Annotated in this window: 16 protein-coding genes; 15 read left to right on the top strand and 1 reads right to left on the bottom strand. The window is 54.7% G+C overall.

Annotated features, from left to right (window positions below):
- Nucleotides 1–3: 3 nt before the first annotated feature.
- From mraY to dnaE, 15 genes are all read left to right on the top strand, one after another.
- Nucleotides 4–1,122 (top strand): phospho-N-acetylmuramoyl-pentapeptide-transferase, encoded by a 1,119-nt coding sequence (gene mraY, locus M3668_RS05325; protein ID WP_251379784.1) that lies wholly within the window; start codon nt 4–6, stop codon nt 1,120–1,122.
- A complete protein-coding gene (murD, locus tag M3668_RS05330; protein WP_251379785.1) occupies nt 1,122–2,657 on the top strand; it encodes a UDP-N-acetylmuramoyl-L-alanine--D-glutamate ligase in 1,536 nt (511 codons plus the stop codon). Before mraY ends, murD begins: the two co-directional genes overlap by 1 nt.
- Before the next feature lie 96 nt (nt 2,658–2,753).
- Nucleotides 2,754–4,580 carry an FtsW/RodA/SpoVE family cell cycle protein gene (locus M3668_RS05335; protein ID WP_251379786.1) on the top strand — a complete coding sequence of 609 codons (1,827 nt, stop codon included), beginning with the start codon at nt 2,754–2,756 and terminating at the stop codon, nt 4,578–4,580.
- A gap of 62 nt (nt 4,581–4,642) precedes the next feature.
- Nucleotides 4,643–5,737 carry an undecaprenyldiphospho-muramoylpentapeptide beta-N-acetylglucosaminyltransferase gene (gene murG, locus M3668_RS05340; protein WP_251379787.1) on the top strand — a complete coding sequence of 365 codons (1,095 nt, stop codon included), beginning with the start codon at nt 4,643–4,645 and terminating at the stop codon, nt 5,735–5,737.
- On the top strand, nt 5,737–7,230 hold the full coding sequence (murC, locus tag M3668_RS05345; RefSeq protein ID WP_251379788.1) for a UDP-N-acetylmuramate--L-alanine ligase: 1,494 nt from the start codon (nt 5,737–5,739) through the stop codon (nt 7,228–7,230). The genes murG and murC overlap by 1 nt, the downstream gene beginning before the upstream one ends.
- The gene (locus M3668_RS11130; protein WP_251379789.1) at nt 7,227–8,180 is read left to right on the top strand and encodes a cell division protein FtsQ/DivIB; all 954 of its coding nucleotides are present in this window, start codon (nt 7,227–7,229) and stop codon (nt 8,178–8,180) included. The genes murC and M3668_RS11130 overlap by 4 nt, the downstream gene beginning before the upstream one ends.
- Nucleotides 8,181–8,371: 191 nt before the next feature.
- Complete coding sequence (gene ftsZ, locus M3668_RS05355) at nt 8,372–9,574, top strand: cell division protein FtsZ (protein ID WP_251379790.1); 1,203 nt, start codon at nt 8,372–8,374, stop codon at nt 9,572–9,574.
- Nucleotides 9,575–9,687: 113 nt separating this feature from the next.
- Complete coding sequence (locus M3668_RS05360) at nt 9,688–10,644, top strand: purine nucleoside phosphorylase YfiH/LACC1 family protein (protein WP_251379791.1); 957 nt, start codon at nt 9,688–9,690, stop codon at nt 10,642–10,644.
- Nucleotides 10,556–11,311, top strand: coding sequence for a YggS family pyridoxal phosphate-dependent enzyme (locus M3668_RS05365; protein WP_251379792.1), 756 nt, complete (start codon nt 10,556–10,558; stop codon nt 11,309–11,311). The genes M3668_RS05360 and M3668_RS05365 overlap by 89 nt, the downstream gene beginning before the upstream one ends.
- A 137-nt stretch (nt 11,312–11,448) precedes the next feature.
- The gene (locus M3668_RS05370; protein WP_251379793.1) at nt 11,449–12,141 is read left to right on the top strand and encodes a cell division protein SepF; all 693 of its coding nucleotides are present in this window, start codon (nt 11,449–11,451) and stop codon (nt 12,139–12,141) included.
- 15 nt (nt 12,142–12,156) lie between these two features.
- The gene (locus M3668_RS05375) at nt 12,157–12,456 is read left to right on the top strand and encodes a YggT family protein (RefSeq protein WP_251379794.1); all 300 of its coding nucleotides are present in this window, start codon (nt 12,157–12,159) and stop codon (nt 12,454–12,456) included.
- Nucleotides 12,457–12,779: 323 nt separating this feature from the next.
- Nucleotides 12,780–13,385 carry a DivIVA domain-containing protein gene (locus M3668_RS05380; RefSeq protein WP_251379795.1) on the top strand — a complete coding sequence of 202 codons (606 nt, stop codon included), beginning with the start codon at nt 12,780–12,782 and terminating at the stop codon, nt 13,383–13,385.
- Between the two features lie 176 nt (nt 13,386–13,561).
- A complete protein-coding gene (lspA, locus tag M3668_RS05385) occupies nt 13,562–14,131 on the top strand; it encodes a signal peptidase II (RefSeq protein ID WP_251379796.1) in 570 nt (189 codons plus the stop codon).
- A gap of 54 nt (nt 14,132–14,185) precedes the next feature.
- Nucleotides 14,186–15,088 (top strand): RluA family pseudouridine synthase, encoded by a 903-nt coding sequence (locus M3668_RS05390; protein ID WP_251380155.1) that lies wholly within the window; start codon nt 14,186–14,188, stop codon nt 15,086–15,088.
- A gap of 41 nt (nt 15,089–15,129) precedes the next feature.
- Nucleotides 15,130–18,666, top strand: a complete 3,537-nt coding sequence (gene dnaE / locus M3668_RS05395) for a DNA polymerase III subunit alpha (RefSeq protein WP_353055968.1) — start codon at nt 15,130–15,132, stop codon at nt 18,664–18,666.
- Between the two features lie 97 nt (nt 18,667–18,763).
- Here the strand turns inward: dnaE and M3668_RS05400 are convergent, their stop codons facing one another.
- Nucleotides 18,764–19,603 carry a DUF4839 domain-containing protein gene (locus M3668_RS05400; RefSeq protein ID WP_251379797.1) on the bottom strand — a complete coding sequence of 280 codons (840 nt, stop codon included), beginning with the start codon at nt 19,601–19,603 and terminating at the stop codon, nt 18,764–18,766.
- Nucleotides 19,604–19,625: the final 22 nt, after the last annotated feature.

Consider the following 19,625-nt stretch of genomic DNA (forward strand, 5'->3'; position numbering starts at 1 on the left):
CGTATGATTTCCATTCTGTTGGCTGCAGCTTTCGGCTTGATCATCTCGATCGTCGGAACACCGATTTACACCAAATGGCTGGTGAAACAGCAGTTTGGCCAGTTCATCCGCGAAGATGGCCCTACCTCCCATCAGACCAAGCGAGGCACCCCCACCATGGGTGGTGTCATGATGATGCTGGCAACGGTGCTAGGTTTCTTCTTTTCCCTCTGGTTATCAGCAGCGATTTTTGGTACTTCCTGGGCAGCGTCCGCTTCAGTTTTGCTCGCCATGTTCCTCATGCTGGGCATGGCCGGTGTTGGCTTCATCGATGATTTTAAGAAAATCTGGAAGAAGCAGAGCGAAGGTCTGACCCCCAAGGGCAAGATTGTCTTACAGGGGCTGATCGGCACCCTCTTCGCGGCCGGCGCTCTCTTCTTCAAGGACGACCGCGGCTGGGCTCCTGCCTCCAGCAAAATTTCATTCACCAGGGATATCTCCTGGTTAGATCTAAGTTTTGCCGGCCCCATTGTTCTACTGCTTCTCTTCATTATTTGGGCTAACCTCATTGCCACCGCAACCACCAACGCTGTAAACCTCACTGACGGCCTCGACGGCTTGGCTACGGGAGCTGCGATTCTGGTCTTTAGCGGCTACCTGCTGATCTCTATGTGGCAGCAGCAGCACCTCTGCACCCCTACCCCCATGGACACCGTCTGCTACGAGGTTCCTGCCTCCGGACAGATGGCCATGCTAGCGGCATCCCTCATCGGTGCTCTCATCGGCTTCCTCTGGTGGAACACCTCACCAGCAACCATCTTCATGGGGGACACCGGTTCGCTGGGCCTCGGCGGCGCCCTAGCTGCTTTTGCCATCATCACCCGCACCCAACTGCTTCTGCCCATTATCGCAGGGCTTTTCGTCATCATCGCTATCTCGGTCATCCTGCAGGTTGGCTACTTCAAAATAAGCGGCGGCAAGCGAATCTTCCGCATGGCGCCCCTGCAACACCACTTCGAACTAAAGGGCTGGGCAGAAGTTAACGTGGTCGTTCGCTTCTGGATTCTTGCCGGTCTTTTTGTTGCCGTATCCCTGGGCATCTTCTACGGTGACTGGCTCATGAGTAATGGAGGCTCCTTCTAATGAAGGCTAATAACGAAAACCCGGTCTATGCCTATGACCGCCTTGAGCATTTGACCAGCTGGGATTCAGACTGGGCCGGGCTACGCGTCGTTGTAGCTGGTCTAGGCGTATCAGGTTTCGCTGCTGCTGATACCCTCATCGAACTGGGCGCTCGCGTTGTGGTGGTGGACGGTAACGACACCGAAGCCAACCAGACCAAAGCCACCACCTTGAGCATTGTGGGTGCAGCAAAGACCCTGCTGGGTGCAGGTTCCATGGACTCTCTGCCTCTGGTTGAAGGTCAGCCCGCCGAGCTAGTGGTGACCTCCCCAGGCCTACCACCGGCGCTGGGCATCCTGGCCGACGCCCGGGACCAAAAGATTCAAATTTGGGGCGACGTTGAGCTGGCCTGGCGCGTACGCGAACGCGAAGGACGCAAGACTGCCCAGTGGCTCTGCATCACCGGAACCAATGGCAAAACCACCACCGTGGGGATGACTGAATCCATCCTCCAGACCGCTGGCCACAAGGCCATCGCCGTGGGTAATGTAGGCACTCCCATTCTTGATGCCCTCCGTGACCCGGTGGAATATGACTTCTTTGCCGTTGAACTCTCCAGCTTTCAGCTGCACTGGACCTACTCTCTCTCACCCCTTGCCTCGGTGGTGCTGAATGTAGCTGAGGATCATGTGGACTGGCACGAGGGCTACACAAACTACCTGGCCGACAAAGCCCGCGTGTACGAGAACACACAGGTTGCCTGCATCTTCAACGCCAACCAGGACGAAATCGTGCGCATGGTTGAAGAAGCTGATGTGGTTGAGGGCTGCCGAGCTATCGGTTTTTGGGCCGACACCCCCGCGTTATCAATGTTCGGTGTGGTTGATCGCCTGCTGGTCGACCGGGCTTTTTTGGATGACCGCCGCCATCAGGCCCTTGAAATCGCAGCTGTTTCTGATACCGGTCAGCTACCCACCAAGCACACCGTTGAGAATGCTCTGGCTGCTGCCGCGCTCACTCGAGCCGCCGGCATCAGCCCTGAACAGGTAAAAGCCGGCCTGCAAAACTATGAGCCCGGAGCTCACCGCATTCAGCTGGTTGCTAACACTCACGGGGTGCTGTGGGTCAATGACTCCAAAGCGACCAACCCCCACGCTGCCAACGCCTCACTGTCGTCCTTTAGCCCGGTCATCTGGGTTGCCGGAGGCCTATCAAAAGGCGTGACTTACGATGAGCTAGTTCAAAACCATAAGGACCGCCTCAAAGCGGTAGTGATGATAGGCACCGATACCGATGCCCTGCAGTCCGCACTGGACCGCCACGCACCCGAGGTGCCCGTCCACAACATGACGCAGAGCGTCCTGCTATCCAACCAGACAGACGGTGTAGCCGTTATGCAGTTGGCGGTCGCCAAAGCCCACGAGATTTCTGAACAGAACGATACCGTGCTGATGGCTCCTGCCGCGGCTTCTATGGATCAGTTTGCATCCTACGCTGATCGCGGTAACGCTTTCATCGATGCAGTGACAGACCTGGTCAATCAGATCAACTCATAGCTTGTGCTCACGGGGAGGGCTTCACACCTTGAGGCCCGCCCCCTGCATTTTAAGACCGCAACCAGAGAGCCTCTTCCTGAAAGAAGTGATGACACCGTGAGCCCCACTGCTACACCTACGCCGGGACCATCGTACGGTGGGCGGGTACGCCGCACAGCCCACTGGCTCAAAGAGCAGTGGGAGCAAGTTCAGCTGCGCCTGAGCTCAATGGTTCTGAGCGATGTGCCCCTGGTCCTTATCGGAACGGTGGTAGTGCTCACCGCATTCGGCATCATCATGGTGCTCTCGGCATCGAGCGTGGAGCAGATTTCAGCAGGTCTGCAGCCCTACGCTCAGGCGCGTTCTCAGGGCTTCTACGCCGTGCTGGGTCTGCTGGTTATGGTGGTGATAGGCTACTTCATTCCCGTGCGTCTTTACCGTAACCGTTTGACGCTGAACTTAGCCCTCGGGGCATGCGCTGTGCTGCTGCTGGCGGTTATCTTTGTGGGCGTCGAGGTCGGTGGTAATAAGAACTGGATTTCCCTGGGGGGTATTAGAATTCAGCCTTCAGAAATTGCCAAGCCGGTGATGATCCTATGGCTGGCGCTGGTCTTTTCACGGCAGGGACAGATTGACCGAGGGCGCCCTGCTCAAACCATCTTTAAGGCGCTCTTCCCTGCCGCCTTAGGGCTCATTACTATCGGGGGTCTGATTCTGGCAGGCCATGATTTGGGGACAGCGCTGATTTACGGTCTGTTCTTTTCCACCATGCTATTGGCGGCTAAACCTTCGCGTATTACGGTCGTATCGGCCTTCAGCATTCTAGGGTTCGCAGCTCTGGCTCTGGTAGCGATAAGCCCTAACCGTATCGAACGAATTCTCAATACCTTCGCTTTCTGGAGAGAGTGTGTGGAGGCATCCTGTGACCAGGCGAATTCTGGTTTAGCGGCTTTAGCCACCGGTGGCTTCTGGGGAGTCGGGCTGGGGCAGTCACGTCAGAAATACAACTACCTGCCCGAAGCTCATAATGACTACATTTTCGCCGTCATTGGTGAAGAGCTAGGGCTGCTGGGCAGTCTGTCGGTTCTGGTGCTCTACGGAGCGCTGATCTACTGTGCCATGCGCATTATTCTTCGATCCTCAGACCTGTTCATTCGCTTTGCCACCATTGGGCTAATAACCTGGCTGGTAGGGCAGGCCATTATGAACATCGCTATGGTCGTCGGGATAATGCCGGTGATCGGTGTGCCACTTCCCTTCGTTTCCTATGGTGGGTCTTCACTAATCTCCTCCTTGATAGGTGCGGGTATTTTGATTGCTTTCGCGCGCCAAACCCCGCTTCAACCCATCATGGGGGAAGAGTCTAGAGTTGGTAACGGAAGCTCCGTGCAAAAGGACGCCGCTCGCCGGGTAAAACTTGGGCGGTTAGTGGCAGCTGAACAGGAGAAAATCTCAGCTGACCCCTACAACTCGGGCTGGACTCTTGAAAAGTTCATACAGCGGTTCAACCTTGATAGGTTCGCCTCAGCCCTCGCCGGTAGTACTACGCCATCTGGGGCAAATGAGCACCAGTCTCGGCAGGTCAACTCGCGTCAGCAACACGGCGGTTCAGTCGACGCCGGTGCACGCCTGTCACCGAAGACTGCGCACCGCTCTGATGAACGTCTACCACCCGAAAGCATGAAAAACTCACGCGCTCCACGGCCAGCCGGTACTGCACCAGCCCACCCCTCTGCTCGTATCCAGCACGCTAAGCAGGGTAGTGAAGGGGAGCAGAACACTCGGGTCTCGAATGTAACCCCCTCAGCGCCTAACCCGCCTAAGGCGCAGCGAGAATCAGAACCCAAAATTCCTGCTGGTTTGCGCACTATCAAAAAAGCTCGTGAGGTTCCAGCAAGGGATTCTGAGGGCGGTCTATCGGGCGGTAAGACACCCCGCGAATAGTGCGCCGGGCGCTGAATGCGTAAACTGTAAGGCGTAAACAACCTTTTTCAGGGAGCGAATGAATGACCAAGGCACCAACCGTAGTGCTTGCAGGGGGCGGAACCGCCGGGCACATTAACCCGATGCTTGCTATAGCACGTGCGCTCAAGGACCAAGAACCCAGCGTCAGCATCATGACAGTAGGTACCGAAGGAAGCATGGAAGCAACCATGGTCCCTGCTGCTGGCTTTGAGATAAGCTTCATCCCCAAGGTTCCCTTTCCACGACGTCCAACCTTGGATGCGCTCAAATTTCCCCTCAAGTTTAAGCAATCACTGAATGTGGCGGAGAAGATACTGACCGACAATTCAGCATCCGTTGTGGTTGGAGTCGGCGGTTACGTATGCACCCCTATGTACTTGGCTGCACACAAGCTTGGCCTACCGGTGGTGATCCACGAAGCCAACGCTAAGCCGGGTTTGGCTAATAAGGTTGGTGCCAAAAAAGCTGCTGTAGTAGCCACTGCCTTTCCTGATACCCCCATTAAGAACGCTCAGCTGGTGGGCATGCCAATGCGCCAGAACATTGCAGAGCTAGATCGAGTCACCGAAGCAACTGCGGCTCGCGAGCGGCTGGGGCTAGACCCTCACCTGCCCACCCTGGTGGTGACCGGTGGCTCGCTCGGCGCGCTCAGCCTTAATAAAACGATTGAAGAGATCGTCGATGATATCGCCGGGTGGGGCTTTCAGGTTCTCCACATCACGGGCCGAGATAAAGCACTGCGCACCCCGCAGGGTGAGATTCGTGAAGCGCCCGCCTACCATCAGGTTGAATTCATTACTTCCATGGAAGATGTCTATGCCGCTGCTGATCTGTTGATTGTGCGCTCAGGAGCTGCCACCGTCAGCGAAGTAGCTGCTGTGGGCGTTCCTGCTATCTTTGTGCCCCTACCCATCGGCAACGGAGAGCAGGCGTTGAACGCTAAGAGCCTGGTCGATGCCGGGGGAGGGCTGCTCGTTGCCGACGCTGACTTCACCGTAGACTGGTTCCGCCAGCATGTACCGGCTTTGCTCACCGACCACAAGAAACTTAAAGACATGGCTAGCACCTCGTACCAGCACGGTATTCGTGATGCTGCTGCTGTGATGGCCCGTAAAATACTGGAGGTAGCTCACTAATGAATGGCTCACTCATCAATCTTTCTATTGACCTTCCCGCTCCGCTGACCCCTCCCTTCCCCGAGCGTCCTGTGATGGAACAGCTGGGACACGTTCACTTCATCGGCATCGGTGGTGCCGGCATGAGTGCTGTTGCCCGGCTGATGCTGCAGGCGGGCATGACGGTCAGCGGTTCAGATAGGGTAGAGGGAGCAGCCCTTGAATCCCTGAGGCAGCTAGGCGCCACCATTTACACCCCGCAGGCAGCCCAGAACATTACCGGTGCTCAGACGGTGGTCATCTCTACTGCTATTCGTGAAGATAACCCAGAGCTAGCTGCCGCGCGCGCTTCCGGTCTGCTGGTGCTCCACCGGTCAGAGGCGCTTGCGGCTACGATGCGGGACTCAAAGGTCATCGCTGTTGCTGGCACCCACGGTAAAACCACCACCAGTTCTATGATTTCGGTGATGATGTCAAGTCTTGAGCTTTCACCCTCATTTGCGGTTGGCTCAACTATCGCTGGCTTCGGTAGCAACGCCCACCTGGGGGCTGCAGGGCCTGAGAGTTGGTTTGTGGCTGAGGCAGATGAGTCTGACGGCTCCTTCGTGCGTTACCGCCCAGAAATTGCGGTGGTTACTAACGCTGAACCAGACCACCTGGATTTCTACGGTACCGCCGAACGGGTAACAGAAGCCTTCAACCGGTTCATTGGCTCAATGGCACCGGGTGGTGTGCTTGTCACCTGCGCCGATGACGCCGGTGCCTCCCAGTTAGCACAGCGTGCACGCTCAGCAGGAGTAGACGTCGTCACCTACGGCGAAGCCTCCGAGGCCCAGGTACAGCTCACTGGAATCACCTCACATGGTACTGAATGCTCATCAAATCTGGTCTGGGACTTCACTGTGGGGCAGCAGAATTTCACCGGGCATATCACCCTCACCCTGCCGGTTCCGGGCGTCCACAACCAGCTCAACGCTACCGCAGGATTTATCTGCGCACTCATTGCGGGAGCCTCGCCTTCGGATGCGGTTCAAGCGCTCGGCACCTTTACCGGAACTGACCGCCGGTTTACTTTGCGCGGGGAAGCAGCCGGTGTGAAGGTCTTTGATGATTATGCTCACCATCCCACTGAAGTTCAGCGTGCTCTGGAGACGGGCAGGACCGTTGCAGCCGGGCACAACCTTTACGTGCTGTTCCAGCCCCACCTCTTCTCCCGTACCAAAGAGTTTTCAACTGAGTTTGCCCGCTCTCTTTCACAGGCAGACCGGTCCTATGTGCTAGATATATATCCAGCTCGTGAGCAACCCATAGAGGGCGTCACCAGCCACCTCATTACAGATTCCGGGTACTCAGAGGTGCACTATGCACCAGATGCCCACGAGGCTGTCCGGTCAATGGTTGCCGTTGCTCTACCCGGTGACATCATAATGACGGTTGGCGCCGGTGATATTACCGCCTATGGCCAAGAGCTAGTCAACCAACTGCGTGCACGGGAAAGTTCTGTAGCCCAGTGAGCCACCCAAAAAAAAGCTCACCGGATCAGCACACCGACTCAAAGAAAAGTGGACGCCAGCGGACGCCATGGGTCCGTCTCAACTCTTCAAAGGTTGAGCAGCTGAACAGTGAGACAGACAATCTCGTTGATATCTCCACCAATAGCCGGTTTGCGCAGTGGAGGCGTGATTACGCCGAACAGGCCCACCTGGAAGATGCTGGTAAAGAGAGCCAACTTACCGATCAGCAAAGCCAACCTCAACCGGCAAAAACCTCTCGCACTATTCGCCGATGGAAAGGTTGGGTCTACGGACTTGCAACGGTGATAGCTGTAGCTGCCCTGTTCGTAGGCGTGGTTTTTTTCTCCCCCCTCCTCGCTACTCGCACCATCACGGTGCAGGGGGCGTCCTTGCTTGACTCCTCCTATGTTAAGGATCAGCTGGTGCCCTTAGAGGGCGTACCGTTGACCAGAGTTACTGAAGATCAAGTCGCTGATTTAGTGGGCAACCAGGAGGTGCTCCGCGGTGTCAGCCTTGAAGCGAGACCACCTCACGAGCTGGTCGTCAAGCTTCATGAGCGCGTACCGGTTGCCGTGGTCAAAAGTGATGATGCTTATGTGCTCGTTGATGACGAAGGTAAGCAGCTGCAAACTACCGAAACCGTAGAGAGCGCTGGGGTTCCTCTAGTTGATGGAGGAACGGACATCCTGGGTACGCCGGAATTTGCAACAGTAACGGGGGTTCTGGCAGCTTTACCAACGTCTATTTTGTCTCAGGTTTCTGAAGCGACTGCTGATTCAACGTCAACCATCAATTTGCAGATGGCTGATGGCACCCAAGTTATTTGGGGGGCACCCGATGAAAGTGAACTTAAGGCTAAGGTTTTGATGACTCTGATGGAATCGGTGGGTGCTGAGAGCGCCGTGACCGTCTATGACGTTTCAAGCCCGCTTGTTCCCACCGTCAAATAGTTAAACCTAAAGCTTAGATTAGATTTCAACCTTCGTATTTTCTGAAAAAGTAATGCTTGGGTCGACACTGAGGCGACAACCTGCCCATGAAGTTGATAATCTTTCATTGATTGAGTAAATAAAATGTTCCAATCTAACCTTTAAAGTAAAGGTTTAGATTTGTGTCTTAGAGTAAAAACAGTAGGGAATCCATGGATACATCAGCTCCCCAGAACTACCTGGCAGTTATCAAAGTAGTCGGTATCGGTGGCGGTGGCGTAAACGCCGTTAACCGTATGATTGAGGTCGGTCTGCGCGGTGTTGAGTTCATCGCTATCAACACTGATGCTCAGGCACTGCTTATGTCAGATGCGGATGTAAAGCTCGACGTGGGCCGTGAACTGACCCGCGGCCTTGGCGCTGGTGCTAACCCCGATGTTGGACGACAGGCCGCTGAAGACCACGAGCAGGAAATTGAAGAGGTGCTTAAGGGCGCCGATATGGTATTTGTAACCGCTGGTGAAGGTGGTGGCACCGGTACCGGTGGCGCACCCGTCGTCGCCCGCATTGCCCGCTCACTGGGCGCACTGACCATTGGTGTTGTGACCCGCCCCTTCACCTTTGAAGGCCGCCGTCGTTCAAACCAGGCAGAGACCGGTATCGCTGCTCTACGCGATGAAGTTGATACCCTCATCGTCATCCCCAACGACCGTCTGCTCTCCATCTCGGATCGCAACGTTTCCATGCTCGACGCCTTCAAGTCAGCTGACCAGGTTCTTCTCTCGGGCGTTCAGGGCATTACCGACCTGATCACCACCCCCGGTCTGATTAACCTTGACTTTGCAGACGTTAAGTCAGTCATGCAGGGTGCTGGTTCAGCTCTCATGGGCATTGGCTCAGCTTCCGGTGAGGACCGTGCCGTCAAGGCAGCCGAACTGGCGATTGCATCCCCTCTGCTCGAGGCATCTATCGACGGCGCTCACGGCGTTCTGCTGTCCATTCAGGGCGGTTCAGACCTGGGTCTCTTCGAAATCAACGAGGCAGCACGCTTGGTTCAAGAAGTTGCCCACCCCGACGCCAACATCATCTTCGGCGCCGTCATCGACGATGCTCTGGGCGATGAAGCACGCGTTACCGTGATTGCCGCTGGTTTTGATTCGGTCAACCCCGAAACCAACTCCAATAACACTAACGCAGCAGCCAACCAGGCAGCACGCACTCAGCAGAGCTTCGGAGGCGCATCCGCTCCCTCTTCAGCTTCACGCGGTTTCAGCGCCCCCGCTGCTAACACCTGGGAATCAAACAACAATGATGTTCCCACCAACGCTGGCTTTGACGTTGATTTACCCCCCGTTGTTGAAGAGACGCCCGCTAACCGACGCGACACTCTGGATGTTCCCGACTTCCTGAAGTAGGGCATCGACCATCACAATTTGATGCGGTGGGGGTGAAGGCAAGATGTGCCTTCACCCCCACTTTTGCACGGTAGAGTTTTTAGCACACACCCTTGGTCTCAGAAAGCAAGTCAATGCACGATGTTTTGTACTCCCGCCACGCCGTTAGCACAGCTGATGGCAGTACAGTCCACCTGGGATTTACCTCCCGCGCGGCCGGTAATCTAGGCCTCCACGTGGGCGATAGCCCCGCTGAGGCAGTAGAACACAGAGCGGATCTTGAAGATGCTTTGCTGGGGTCCAGCACTGCCGTTGGCTTTATCTATCTAGAGCAGGTTCATGGAACGGTGGTGTGCGATGCTGATCAGGTGGTAGCAGAGCGACACACCAGAACCGGGGGTGAAGATGCAGCCCGTCAGCTGAGGTCCGCTGCGCCGGTGGCCGATGCCGCTGTCTCGTGTGACTCCCGTGCGCTGTCCGTTATGGTGGCAGACTGTATCCCTCTGGTTTTTGTAGGGGAGCATCGGGTAACCGGCTCACCGATTCTGGGGGTAGCGCACGCGGGGCGTCGGGGATTACTAGATGGCGTGATTGAAGCCACCGTTCAGGAGCTCCTTGCGCGGAGTGCAGAGAATATTCGAGTGTGGATTGGCCCTTCAATCTGCGGACGCTGTTATGAAGTGCCCGCCGATATGCACCGAGAATCAAGCCGCTTGCTACCGGAGGTTGCTTCTACCACCAGTTGGGGAACACCGGCTCTTGACCTCCCTGCGGGTGCCCACGCCGTCCTGCAGAAACTGCCTGCTATCACTGAAGTGTCAGATGAGTTCAGCGCTTGTACGCTTGAAACAGAGCAACTGTTTTCCCACCGAGCCGTAGCACACGGCAGGGAAGCAGGCAGAATAGCTGGACTTGTATGGGTTGAGAAAAGGATAGATCGGGGTCATCATGTTGATGTATTCAGAGGCACGTGCCAAGGAGTTATCACATCATCTTCAGGAGGTGCAGGCACAAATTGCTGCAGCCTCTCAGGATTTGAGCGCGGTGCGTGCTCGAACTTCTGCGCTGCCAGAACTTACGGTGGTCACTAAATTTTTTCCAGCGGAGGATGTGGCTGCCCTTTACGACATGGGTGTACGGTCGGTAGGGGAGAACCGTGACCAGGAGGCCAGCGGTAAGGCTACCCAGCTATCACTGCACGCTCATTCCGATGACCCCCTGCGCTGGTCTTTTATCGGACAACTGCAAACCAATAAAGCCAAGTCTGTTGTCAAATATGCGCATGAGGTTCAGTCGGTTGATCGCCTATCGTTAGCGGAGTCTTTGTCCAAGGCTTACCTTAACCAACTCAAGCGATATGAGGCAGGGGAAGGACCGGCACCTGCCTCCCTGGCAAACGGTGGGCTAAAGTGTCTTATCCAGGTGGGTCTGAACCCCCAGGCTCCCTCGACTGCGGGCCAAGCCTCTTTGGGCGCCAGAGGTGGAGCATCTCCAGAAGATACCCTGGAACTGGCCCATCAGATCTCTCGTTTACCCGGACTCGTTTTAGGCGGAGTGATGGCGGTAGCGCCACTGGATCAGAGCGCAGATGTAGCTTTTGAGCGTTTGTATAAAACCGCTGAAAATCTATGGGGCGATTTTCCCGAGGCAAGAACTATTTCAGCGGGCATGAGTAGCGACCTTGAGGCAGCTATTCGGTGGGGGTCCACCAATGTGAGAGTAGGTTCTCACATCATGGGGAAAAGACCAATGCTGTGAAGTGAGGGCTAACCCGGTAAACTTAAACTGCTGGCCTCCCCTGAAACGGGGGTGCGTTTTGATAGCGTAAAAACCTAAGGATTGAAGAGGTAACGGTGTAACTACCCAGTGGTGGTTGCCTGTTGAAGGAGATAAATATGGCTCGTACCTTGCATCAGGCAATGGCTTACCTAGGGCTAGCAGAGAATGAGACCGAACGGTCTCAACAGGCTTCTAGAAGGTTAGAACCTGTCTATGAAGAGACCGTATTCGAAGCAGATGATACCTACCAGCCCTTCGACGACGAGGTTGCCTACGAGGAGCCCCAGGCAGAAACCTCGGTGACAGATGACCGCGATGTTTTGCTGGGAACCCTCGGTAACTCTCGATCGGGGAGGCCCTCAGAGTCAGATGACCTGCATGCGCCGTTCCAAAGCTCTGCCGCGTCCTCACTCTCCGCGGATAACTACCGCGACCAAGACCAGTCCTCTGCTCATTCTGCTCCTGTCGAGCGACCTGCCAACCGTTATACCCCCAACGAAAGCGACGAAGAATTGCGCCGTATCACCACCATCCACCCTCGTTCTTACAACGATGCCAAAATCATCGGTGAATCCTTCCGCGAGAACATTCCTGTCATTATGAATGTGACCGATATGGGAGATACCGACGCTAAGCGTCTGGTTGATTTTTCAGCTGGCTTGGCTTTCGCCTTGCACGGTTCAATTGAGAGGGTTACCGATAAGGTCTTCTTGCTGACTCCGGCGAACCTAGAGGTCCTGGGTGCCGAAGGTACTGAGATTCCGGTTGCTTTGGACAGTGATGATAGCAACCTCTTCAATCAGGTTTAATTGAAGTAGTTTTTCGTGGGTTATATTTTTGCTTTTCTAACAATCGCAGTTTATTTGCTGATTGTGGTATTTATGGCACGCTTAGTGCTTGACTGGATTCAGATGTTTGCAAGATACTGGCGCCCTCAAGGGGTTATGCTGATTCTTGTGTCCTTTGTCTACGGTGTGACGGACCCTCCTATGAACCTTGCGAGGCGCTATATCAAGCCACTTCGTTTGGGTGGTGTATCACTTGACTTAGGTTTTATGATTTTGCTTATCGGTCTGTTTGTTGTGCAAACCGTACTCATGTCTTTGACTATTCGCACCTCATAAGGCACAGCGCTTTGTTGCCCTTTTGAAAGATGATAAGGACACGTAATCTCTTTCAAAGTCAAGGTTCTAAGCGTGATGATTAGCTCATGGGGGGTGCCAGTCTCTATTCTTGCAACCGTTCCACACAGCATGTAGTTTATTGTTGTAGTAAGGGGAACTACCAGCTTTACTGACTCGTACCAAGTAAAGCTAGCTTCGCTTTCATCTATATTCATGGTTCAAAAATTTATAAAAATTTGAGAATTCAATGAAGTTCACCTACCAATAGTTTGGTGGTGAGATGAATGAGAAGTGCGAAAACATAGAATTAGAGGTGAACTACCGTGGCACTTACGCCTGAGGAAGTTATCAACAAAAGGTTTCAGCCAACCAAGTTTAAAGAGGGATACAACCCCGAAGAGGTTGACGATTTTCTCGATGAAATTGTAATCGAGTTACGCCGTTTGAACGCTGAAAATAGTAGCCTTAAGGATCAGCTTGAAGAAGCAGAATCTCCAGCCTCCACAGCTCCTGCATCAAGTGATGTTCCTGAAACTGCCCCCGAGGCAGAGGCATCGCACGCTACTTCTTCCGACGCTGCTGGTCTTTTAGCCCTGGCTCAGAAGGTTCACGATGATTATGTCATCGAAGGTAAGCGAGAGCGCGAACGTCTGATCGTAGAGGGCCGCGAAGAGGCTAACCTTTTGGTATCTACCGCTCGCGATGAGTCAGACCAGGTTCTGGGCGAGCTCGAGCAGGCTAGGGTTGAACTTGAGCAGTCTGTAGATCAGCTGCGTAGCTTTGAAAGCACCTACCGCTCTTCACTGCGCACCTATATTACTGAGCAGCTGTCGGCCTTGGAACAAACCCCTCACCTTGAACCCCTGGAGACTCCTTCTCTTCTCACAGGCCAGCAGGCTTTGGATCTGAAATCAGACCAAGAAAAATAAGGCTTTCCCGGCTCAAGAGTCAGTTGTGAATTGGTACTGTTCTCAATTCCTGCTCAGGCGGCAACCAATTAAGGTTGCCGCCTGAGATGTTTAAGATACTGCATCTCGTGCGACCTGCGAGAGATAAGCGATAAGCTAGAGGCTGATTAAGAATCAAAGGATGACGAAAGGGTGCCGTGACAGAGGTCCAGCAAAAAGATACCGCTTTGACTCCGGTTCGACGAGTGAGCGGGGTTAAAAAGTTAGTGCTCGCTGCTTTTCTCTTCCTTCTGGTCTATGGCGCTGATCAAATCATTAAATATATTGTTGAAACCACTATGTATGTGGGCCAGTCCATCCCTGTGATTGATGGTTTGCTGTGGTGGCGCTACTATCTCAACCCCGGCGCAGCCTTCTCCATGGGGGAGAACACCACCTGGATTTTCACCATTATTTCTACCCTGGGCGCTCTCGTCTGCATGGTACTGATTGCGCGTGCGCGTTCTTTGGCGTGGACGGTATGGTTGGCAGTTTTGATGGGCGGCATCGTGGGCAACCTCCATGACCGTCTCTTCCGCGAACCTGGCTTTGGAATTGGGCACGTAGTGGACTACATCTCAGTTCCCAACTTTGCCATCTTTAATTTAGCTGATTCAGCTATTTGCGTTTCTATGGGCGTCATTGTCCTACTGACCTTTTGGGGAATCAGAATGGACGGCAACCGTGAAGTGAGTGCCAAGAAAATTGCTGTACAAGAGGAGAAGTAAGTCGTGAGTGAACGCATCATTATCGAACATACCGTTGAGGCCACTCAGGGAGCCATGCGACTGGATGCCCTGCTGGCCGAAATATCTGGCCATGCCCGCACCACGGTGAGCGGCTGGATCAAGAACGGTGAGGTCACCGCTGTTGCTGCTACCGGGCGTCCCCTCAAAGCAAAAGCTTCATCTAAGGTTTCCGAGGGCGATAAGATTTCGGTGGACGGCACCCCGCCCAGGGACTTGACCCAGATTGAGGCCGAACAGGTAGACGGTTTTAGCATCGTCTATGAGGATGATGACATTGTGGTGGTCGATAAGCCAACCGGTGTAGCAGCCCACCCCTCTATGGGCTGGCACGGCCCTACTGTGGTCGGAGCACTCAAACATGCCGGGGTTGAAATTGCCACCAGCGGTGCTGCCGAACGTAAGGGCATTGTGCATCGCTTGGACGTAGGCACCTCCGGTCTTATGGTGGTGACCAAGAACGAAAAGGCTTACACGGTCATGAAGAATGCCTTCAAGGACCGCACCGTCACCAAGGTTTATCACACCCTGGTTCAGGGGCTACCAGACCCGGTCAAGGGCACCATTGATGCTCCCATCGGCCGCCACCCCGGCAGCGAATGGAAGTTCGCGGTGAACGAGGAGGGCAAGCCCGCCGTGACCCACTACGAGCTGATTGAGGCCTTTGGCCCGGCATCCCTGGTCGAAGTGCACCTTGAAACCGGGCGCACCCACCAGATCCGTGTTCACTTCTCGGCCCTGCGTCACCCCTGCGCCGGTGACCTGACCTACGGGGCTGACCCCATGATTTCAGCCAACCTGGGTCTGACTCGACAGTGGCTACACGCCCACAAGCTGGGCTTTGCCCACCCCAGCACCGGCGACTACGTTGAATTTGAGAGCCCCTACCCAGCTGATCTGCAGTTCGCTCTGGACTCTCTGGCAGACGGCAACTTCTAAAGCACCCCCAACCGGCACCTTGCACCGAACAGGAAACCCTCGTGGCTCATAACGACTTCACCCACCTGCACGTTCATACCGAGTACTCCATGCTAGATGGTGCTGCCCGCCTAGGGGACCTCTTTAGCCACTCCAAAGAGCTGGGCATGAACGCCCTGGCAACTACCGACCACGGCTTCCTCTTTGGTGCCTTTGACTTCTGGAACAAGGCCACCCAGGCTGGGGTCAAGCCCATTATCGGAGTTGAGGCCTACCTGACCCCCGGTACCGCGCGTCAGGACCGCACCCGCGTCAAGTTTGCAGATGGCGGACGCGATGATGTCTCCGGTGGCGGTGCTTATACCCATATGACGATGTGGGCAGAGACCACCGAGGGCATGCACAATATGTTCCGTGCATCCTCTCTGGCCTCCTTGGAAGGTCAGCTCTATAAGCCTCGTATGGACCGTGACCTGTTGCAGACCTACGGCAAGGGCATTATTGCAACCACCGGTTGCCCCTCGGGTGAAGTGCAGACCCGCCTGCGTCTGGGGCAGTACAAGGAGGCCGTGCAGGCTGCCAGCGACTTCCGGGATATCTTTGGCAAAGAGAACTTCTACTGCGAAATTATGGACCACGGGCTGTCCATCGAAAAGCAGGTCATGACCGATCTCATCAAGCTCTCCAAGGAGCTAGAGCTACCCCTGGTTGCTACCAACGATTTGCACTACACTCATGCAGAGGACGCCAAGGCCCACGCCGCCTTGCTCTGCGTCCAGTCCGGTTCAACCCTGCAGGACCCCAAGCGCTTCAAATTCGATGCCGATGACTTCTACCTCAAATCCCCGGCTGAGATGCGCGAGCTCTTCCGCGACTTCCCTGATGCCTGCGATAACACCATGGAAATCGCTGAGCGCTGCCACGTTGAATTCAATACCAAAGCCAACTACATGCCCAACTTCCCCGTCCCCTCAGGAGAGAACGAGGAATCCTGGTTCGTCAAAGAAGTTGAACGGGGCCTGCACTACCGCTTCCCCAAAGGCATCCCCGATGACGTCCGCAAACAGGCTGAATACGAAGTCGGCATCATCTCGCAGATGGGCTTTCCCGGCTACTTCCTGGTGGTTGCCGACTTCATCAACTGGGCGAAAGAACAGGGCATCCGCGTAGGCCCGGGTCGAGGCTCGGGTGCAGGTTCGATGGTTGCTTACGCCATGCGTATCACCGACCTCAACCCCCTGGAACATGATCTAATCTTCGAACGATTCCTCAACCCCGACCGCGTTTCCATGCCCGACTTCGATGTGGACTTCGATGATCGCCGCCGCTCCGAGGTGATTCACTACGTGACCGAGAAGTACGGTGAAGACAAGGTGGCAATGATCGTCACCTACGGCACCATCAAGGCGAAACAGGCGCTGAAAGACTCTTCCCGCGTCCTGGGCTACCCCTTCTCTACCGGTGAGCGCCTGACTAAGGCCATGCCGGATGACGTCATGGGTAAGAACATCGCTCTCGCCAATGTGTACAACCCCGAGGATAAGCGCTACCAGGATGCCGGAGATCTGCGTGAACTCATCGAAACCGACCCCGACTCAGCCAAGGTCTTTGAAACCGCTAAGGGCCTTGAGGGGCTAAAGCGCCAGTGGGGCGTGCACGCGGCGGGCGTCATTATGTCCAGCCACAACCTCATCGACGTTATCCCCATTATGCGCCGTGAGCAGGACGGGCAGGTTATCACTCAGTTTGATTACCCCACCTGTGAGGGCCTGGGGCTGATTAAGATGGACTTCTTGGGTCTGCGTAACCTGACTATCATTTCTGATGCCCTTGAGAACATCAAAATGAACCGCGATCAAGAGATTGATCTGGAAACCTTGGAAATCGACGACGCGGAATCCTACAAGCTGCTGGCACGAGGGGACACCCTGGGTGTCTTCCAGCTCGATGGCGGGCCTATGCGCCAGCTACTCAAGCTCATGCAGCCGGATCACTTCGAGCACATTTCCGCAGTGCTCGCACTCTACCGCCCCGGCCCTATGGGCGCTAACTCCCACACCAACTACGCCCTGCGTAAGAACGGTTTGCAGGACGTTACCCCCATTCACCCTGAGCTCGAAGAGCCCCTGGCTGAAATCTTGGATACCACCTACGGCCTGATTGTTTACCAGGAGCAGGTTATGGCGATCGCACAGAAGGTAGCGGGCTACTCGCTGGGCGAGGCGGATATTCTGCGCCGAGCCATGGGTAAGAAGAAAAAGGAAGAGCTGGATAAGCAGTACGCTACCTTCCATCAGGGCATGCTGGATAACGGCTATTCCGAAGGCGCTGTGAAAGCTCTCTGGGATATTCTGCTGCCCTTCTCTGACTACGCGTTTAACAAGGCGCACACCGCAGCTTACGGTCTGGTCTCCTACTGGACTGCCTACCTCAAAGCTCACTTCCCGCAGGAATACATGGCAGCACTGCTGACCAGCGTGGGCGATGATAAAGACAAACTAGCGCTCTACCTCAACGAGTGCCGTCACATGAAAATCACGGTGCTTCCGCCCGATGTCAACGAATCAGCCTTGAACTTCACCCCTGTTGGGAAGGACATCCGTTTCGGTATGGGCGCTATTCGCAACGTGGGTGCCAACGTGGTCTCAGCTATGGTATCCACTCGCGAAGAGAAGGGCCGTTATGAGTCCTTCCACGACTTCCTCAGCAAGGTGCCCGTGGTGGTCTGCAACAAGCGCACCGTGGACTCCCTCATTAAAGCTGGTGCCTTCGACTCGCTGGGGCATGACCGCCGCCCGCTGTCCATGATTCACGAAGAAGCCATTGACGCCACCGTTTCGGTCAAGCGTCAGGAGGCAGCCGGCCAGTTTGACCTCTTCGGGGGTCTGGGCGGTGAAGACGATAACCCGGTAGGCGACTTCACCGTCGCCATCCCGGACGTACCCGAATGGGAAAAGCGCGACAAACTCAACTTTGAACGCGAAATGCTGGGCCTCTACGTTTCAGATCACCCCCTGCGCGGGCTAGAAGAGGCGCTCGATGCTCTCTCAGACTCGACAATCCAAGGACTACTCTCAGAGGATTCGGTCAAGCCCGATGGGGCTATCGTGACCGTTGCCGGCATGATTACTTCGGTCTCTCGCCGCATCGCCAAGCAGTCCGGTAACCCCTATGCCCGATTGGAGCTAGAAGATCGCACCGGCTCCATTGAGGTCATGTTCTTTGGCCGCGCCTATGAGCCGATTGCCGGCGTCCTCTCTGAGGATCTCATCTGTACCATTAAGGGGCGTCTGCAGCGCCGCGATGACGGTTCGGTGACGCTCAGCGCTCAGGAGTTACACATCCCCGAAATTTCGGCAGATGGCACGGGTGGGCCGGTCACCATTGTTATTCCCGAGTACAAGGCCACCGAGGAAACCTTGGGGCAGCTACGCGATATTCTGAAGAATCACCGCGGTGAATCAGAGGTACGCATTGCCATGACCACCCGCACCAAGAAACTGCTGCTGCGCCTGGCACCTGACCTGCGCGTCACCCCCAACCCCGCACTTTTTGGGGACCTCAAGGTGCTACTGGGCCCGGCCTGTTTAGACAGCTAGAAATATCAAAACAGGGTAGATCTTCGGTTGTAAAGCCATAAAGGGCTTTACAACCCAAGACTAAAAATCAGCCGGATTATATAGGTCAAACGATGATTCAGTGTGATGTTGTCTTGATGGGGTCAAGATAAAACAGGCAGGAATTTTGATCAAAGGATTCAATTTCTGCTTCAAAATGTAAATTTTGCCCAACATAAATGCTCTCTGCAGGGTCATCCGCTGGAAAATGCATAGAGACAGCGGGTTGAACTCCTTCGAACTTAAAATGCGGTCCTTTTTGTGATGTTTCACTAAAGTTGCCAGGCGAGATAAGCACGTCCACAACCGTCCTGTATCCCTCAATTTCTAAGAAGTTCACGATGGATCCATCAAAGCTAACTGTTTCCCCATCATATGTTGATGCAAAATCCCTGATGCTTTCACTACAGGGATCATTTTCATTAATAATTAATTCAAATTCAGGATTATTTGAAGAGGTAATAATTCCTACAGGGGTTGGCGATGGAGTGGGGGAGGCACTAGCTTCTGAATGCTCGGAAGGAATGGTACTGGCTGGAGCCATCGAATCTGGAGCGGTGGAAGCGCGTGTATTGGAAGGTGAAGGTGTGGTGCTTTGGGACTGTGATGCCGCAACGGACGCTTCTTGGTCGGGTTCTTCTTCTAGTGCTGATTGGATTCCGACCGTAACGATTAAAGCTACTGTGGCTATCGTCGCTGGAATGGCAATCTTCATGTTGATGGGTTTTACAGGTTTACGGAAGCGCAACGTTGTTTGAAGTTTCCCGTCAACGACCTCTGTTAGCTCCCAGCCGTCTGCCTCCATCTTTCTGATAATAGACTCTTTTTTGATTTTTAGGGTTGTTAGCTTCTGACTACGGTATTTAGTTGTAGCGTTATTTTTCCATATTTTTCCTTTATTAAGGAGACCAGACTTCAAAGGATTAGGAGCATTGCCTAGT

The organism is Rothia sp. P100, from assembly GCF_023712425.1.
GTDB classification, from domain to species: Bacteria; Actinomycetota; Actinomycetes; order Actinomycetales; family Micrococcaceae; genus Rothia; species Rothia endophytica.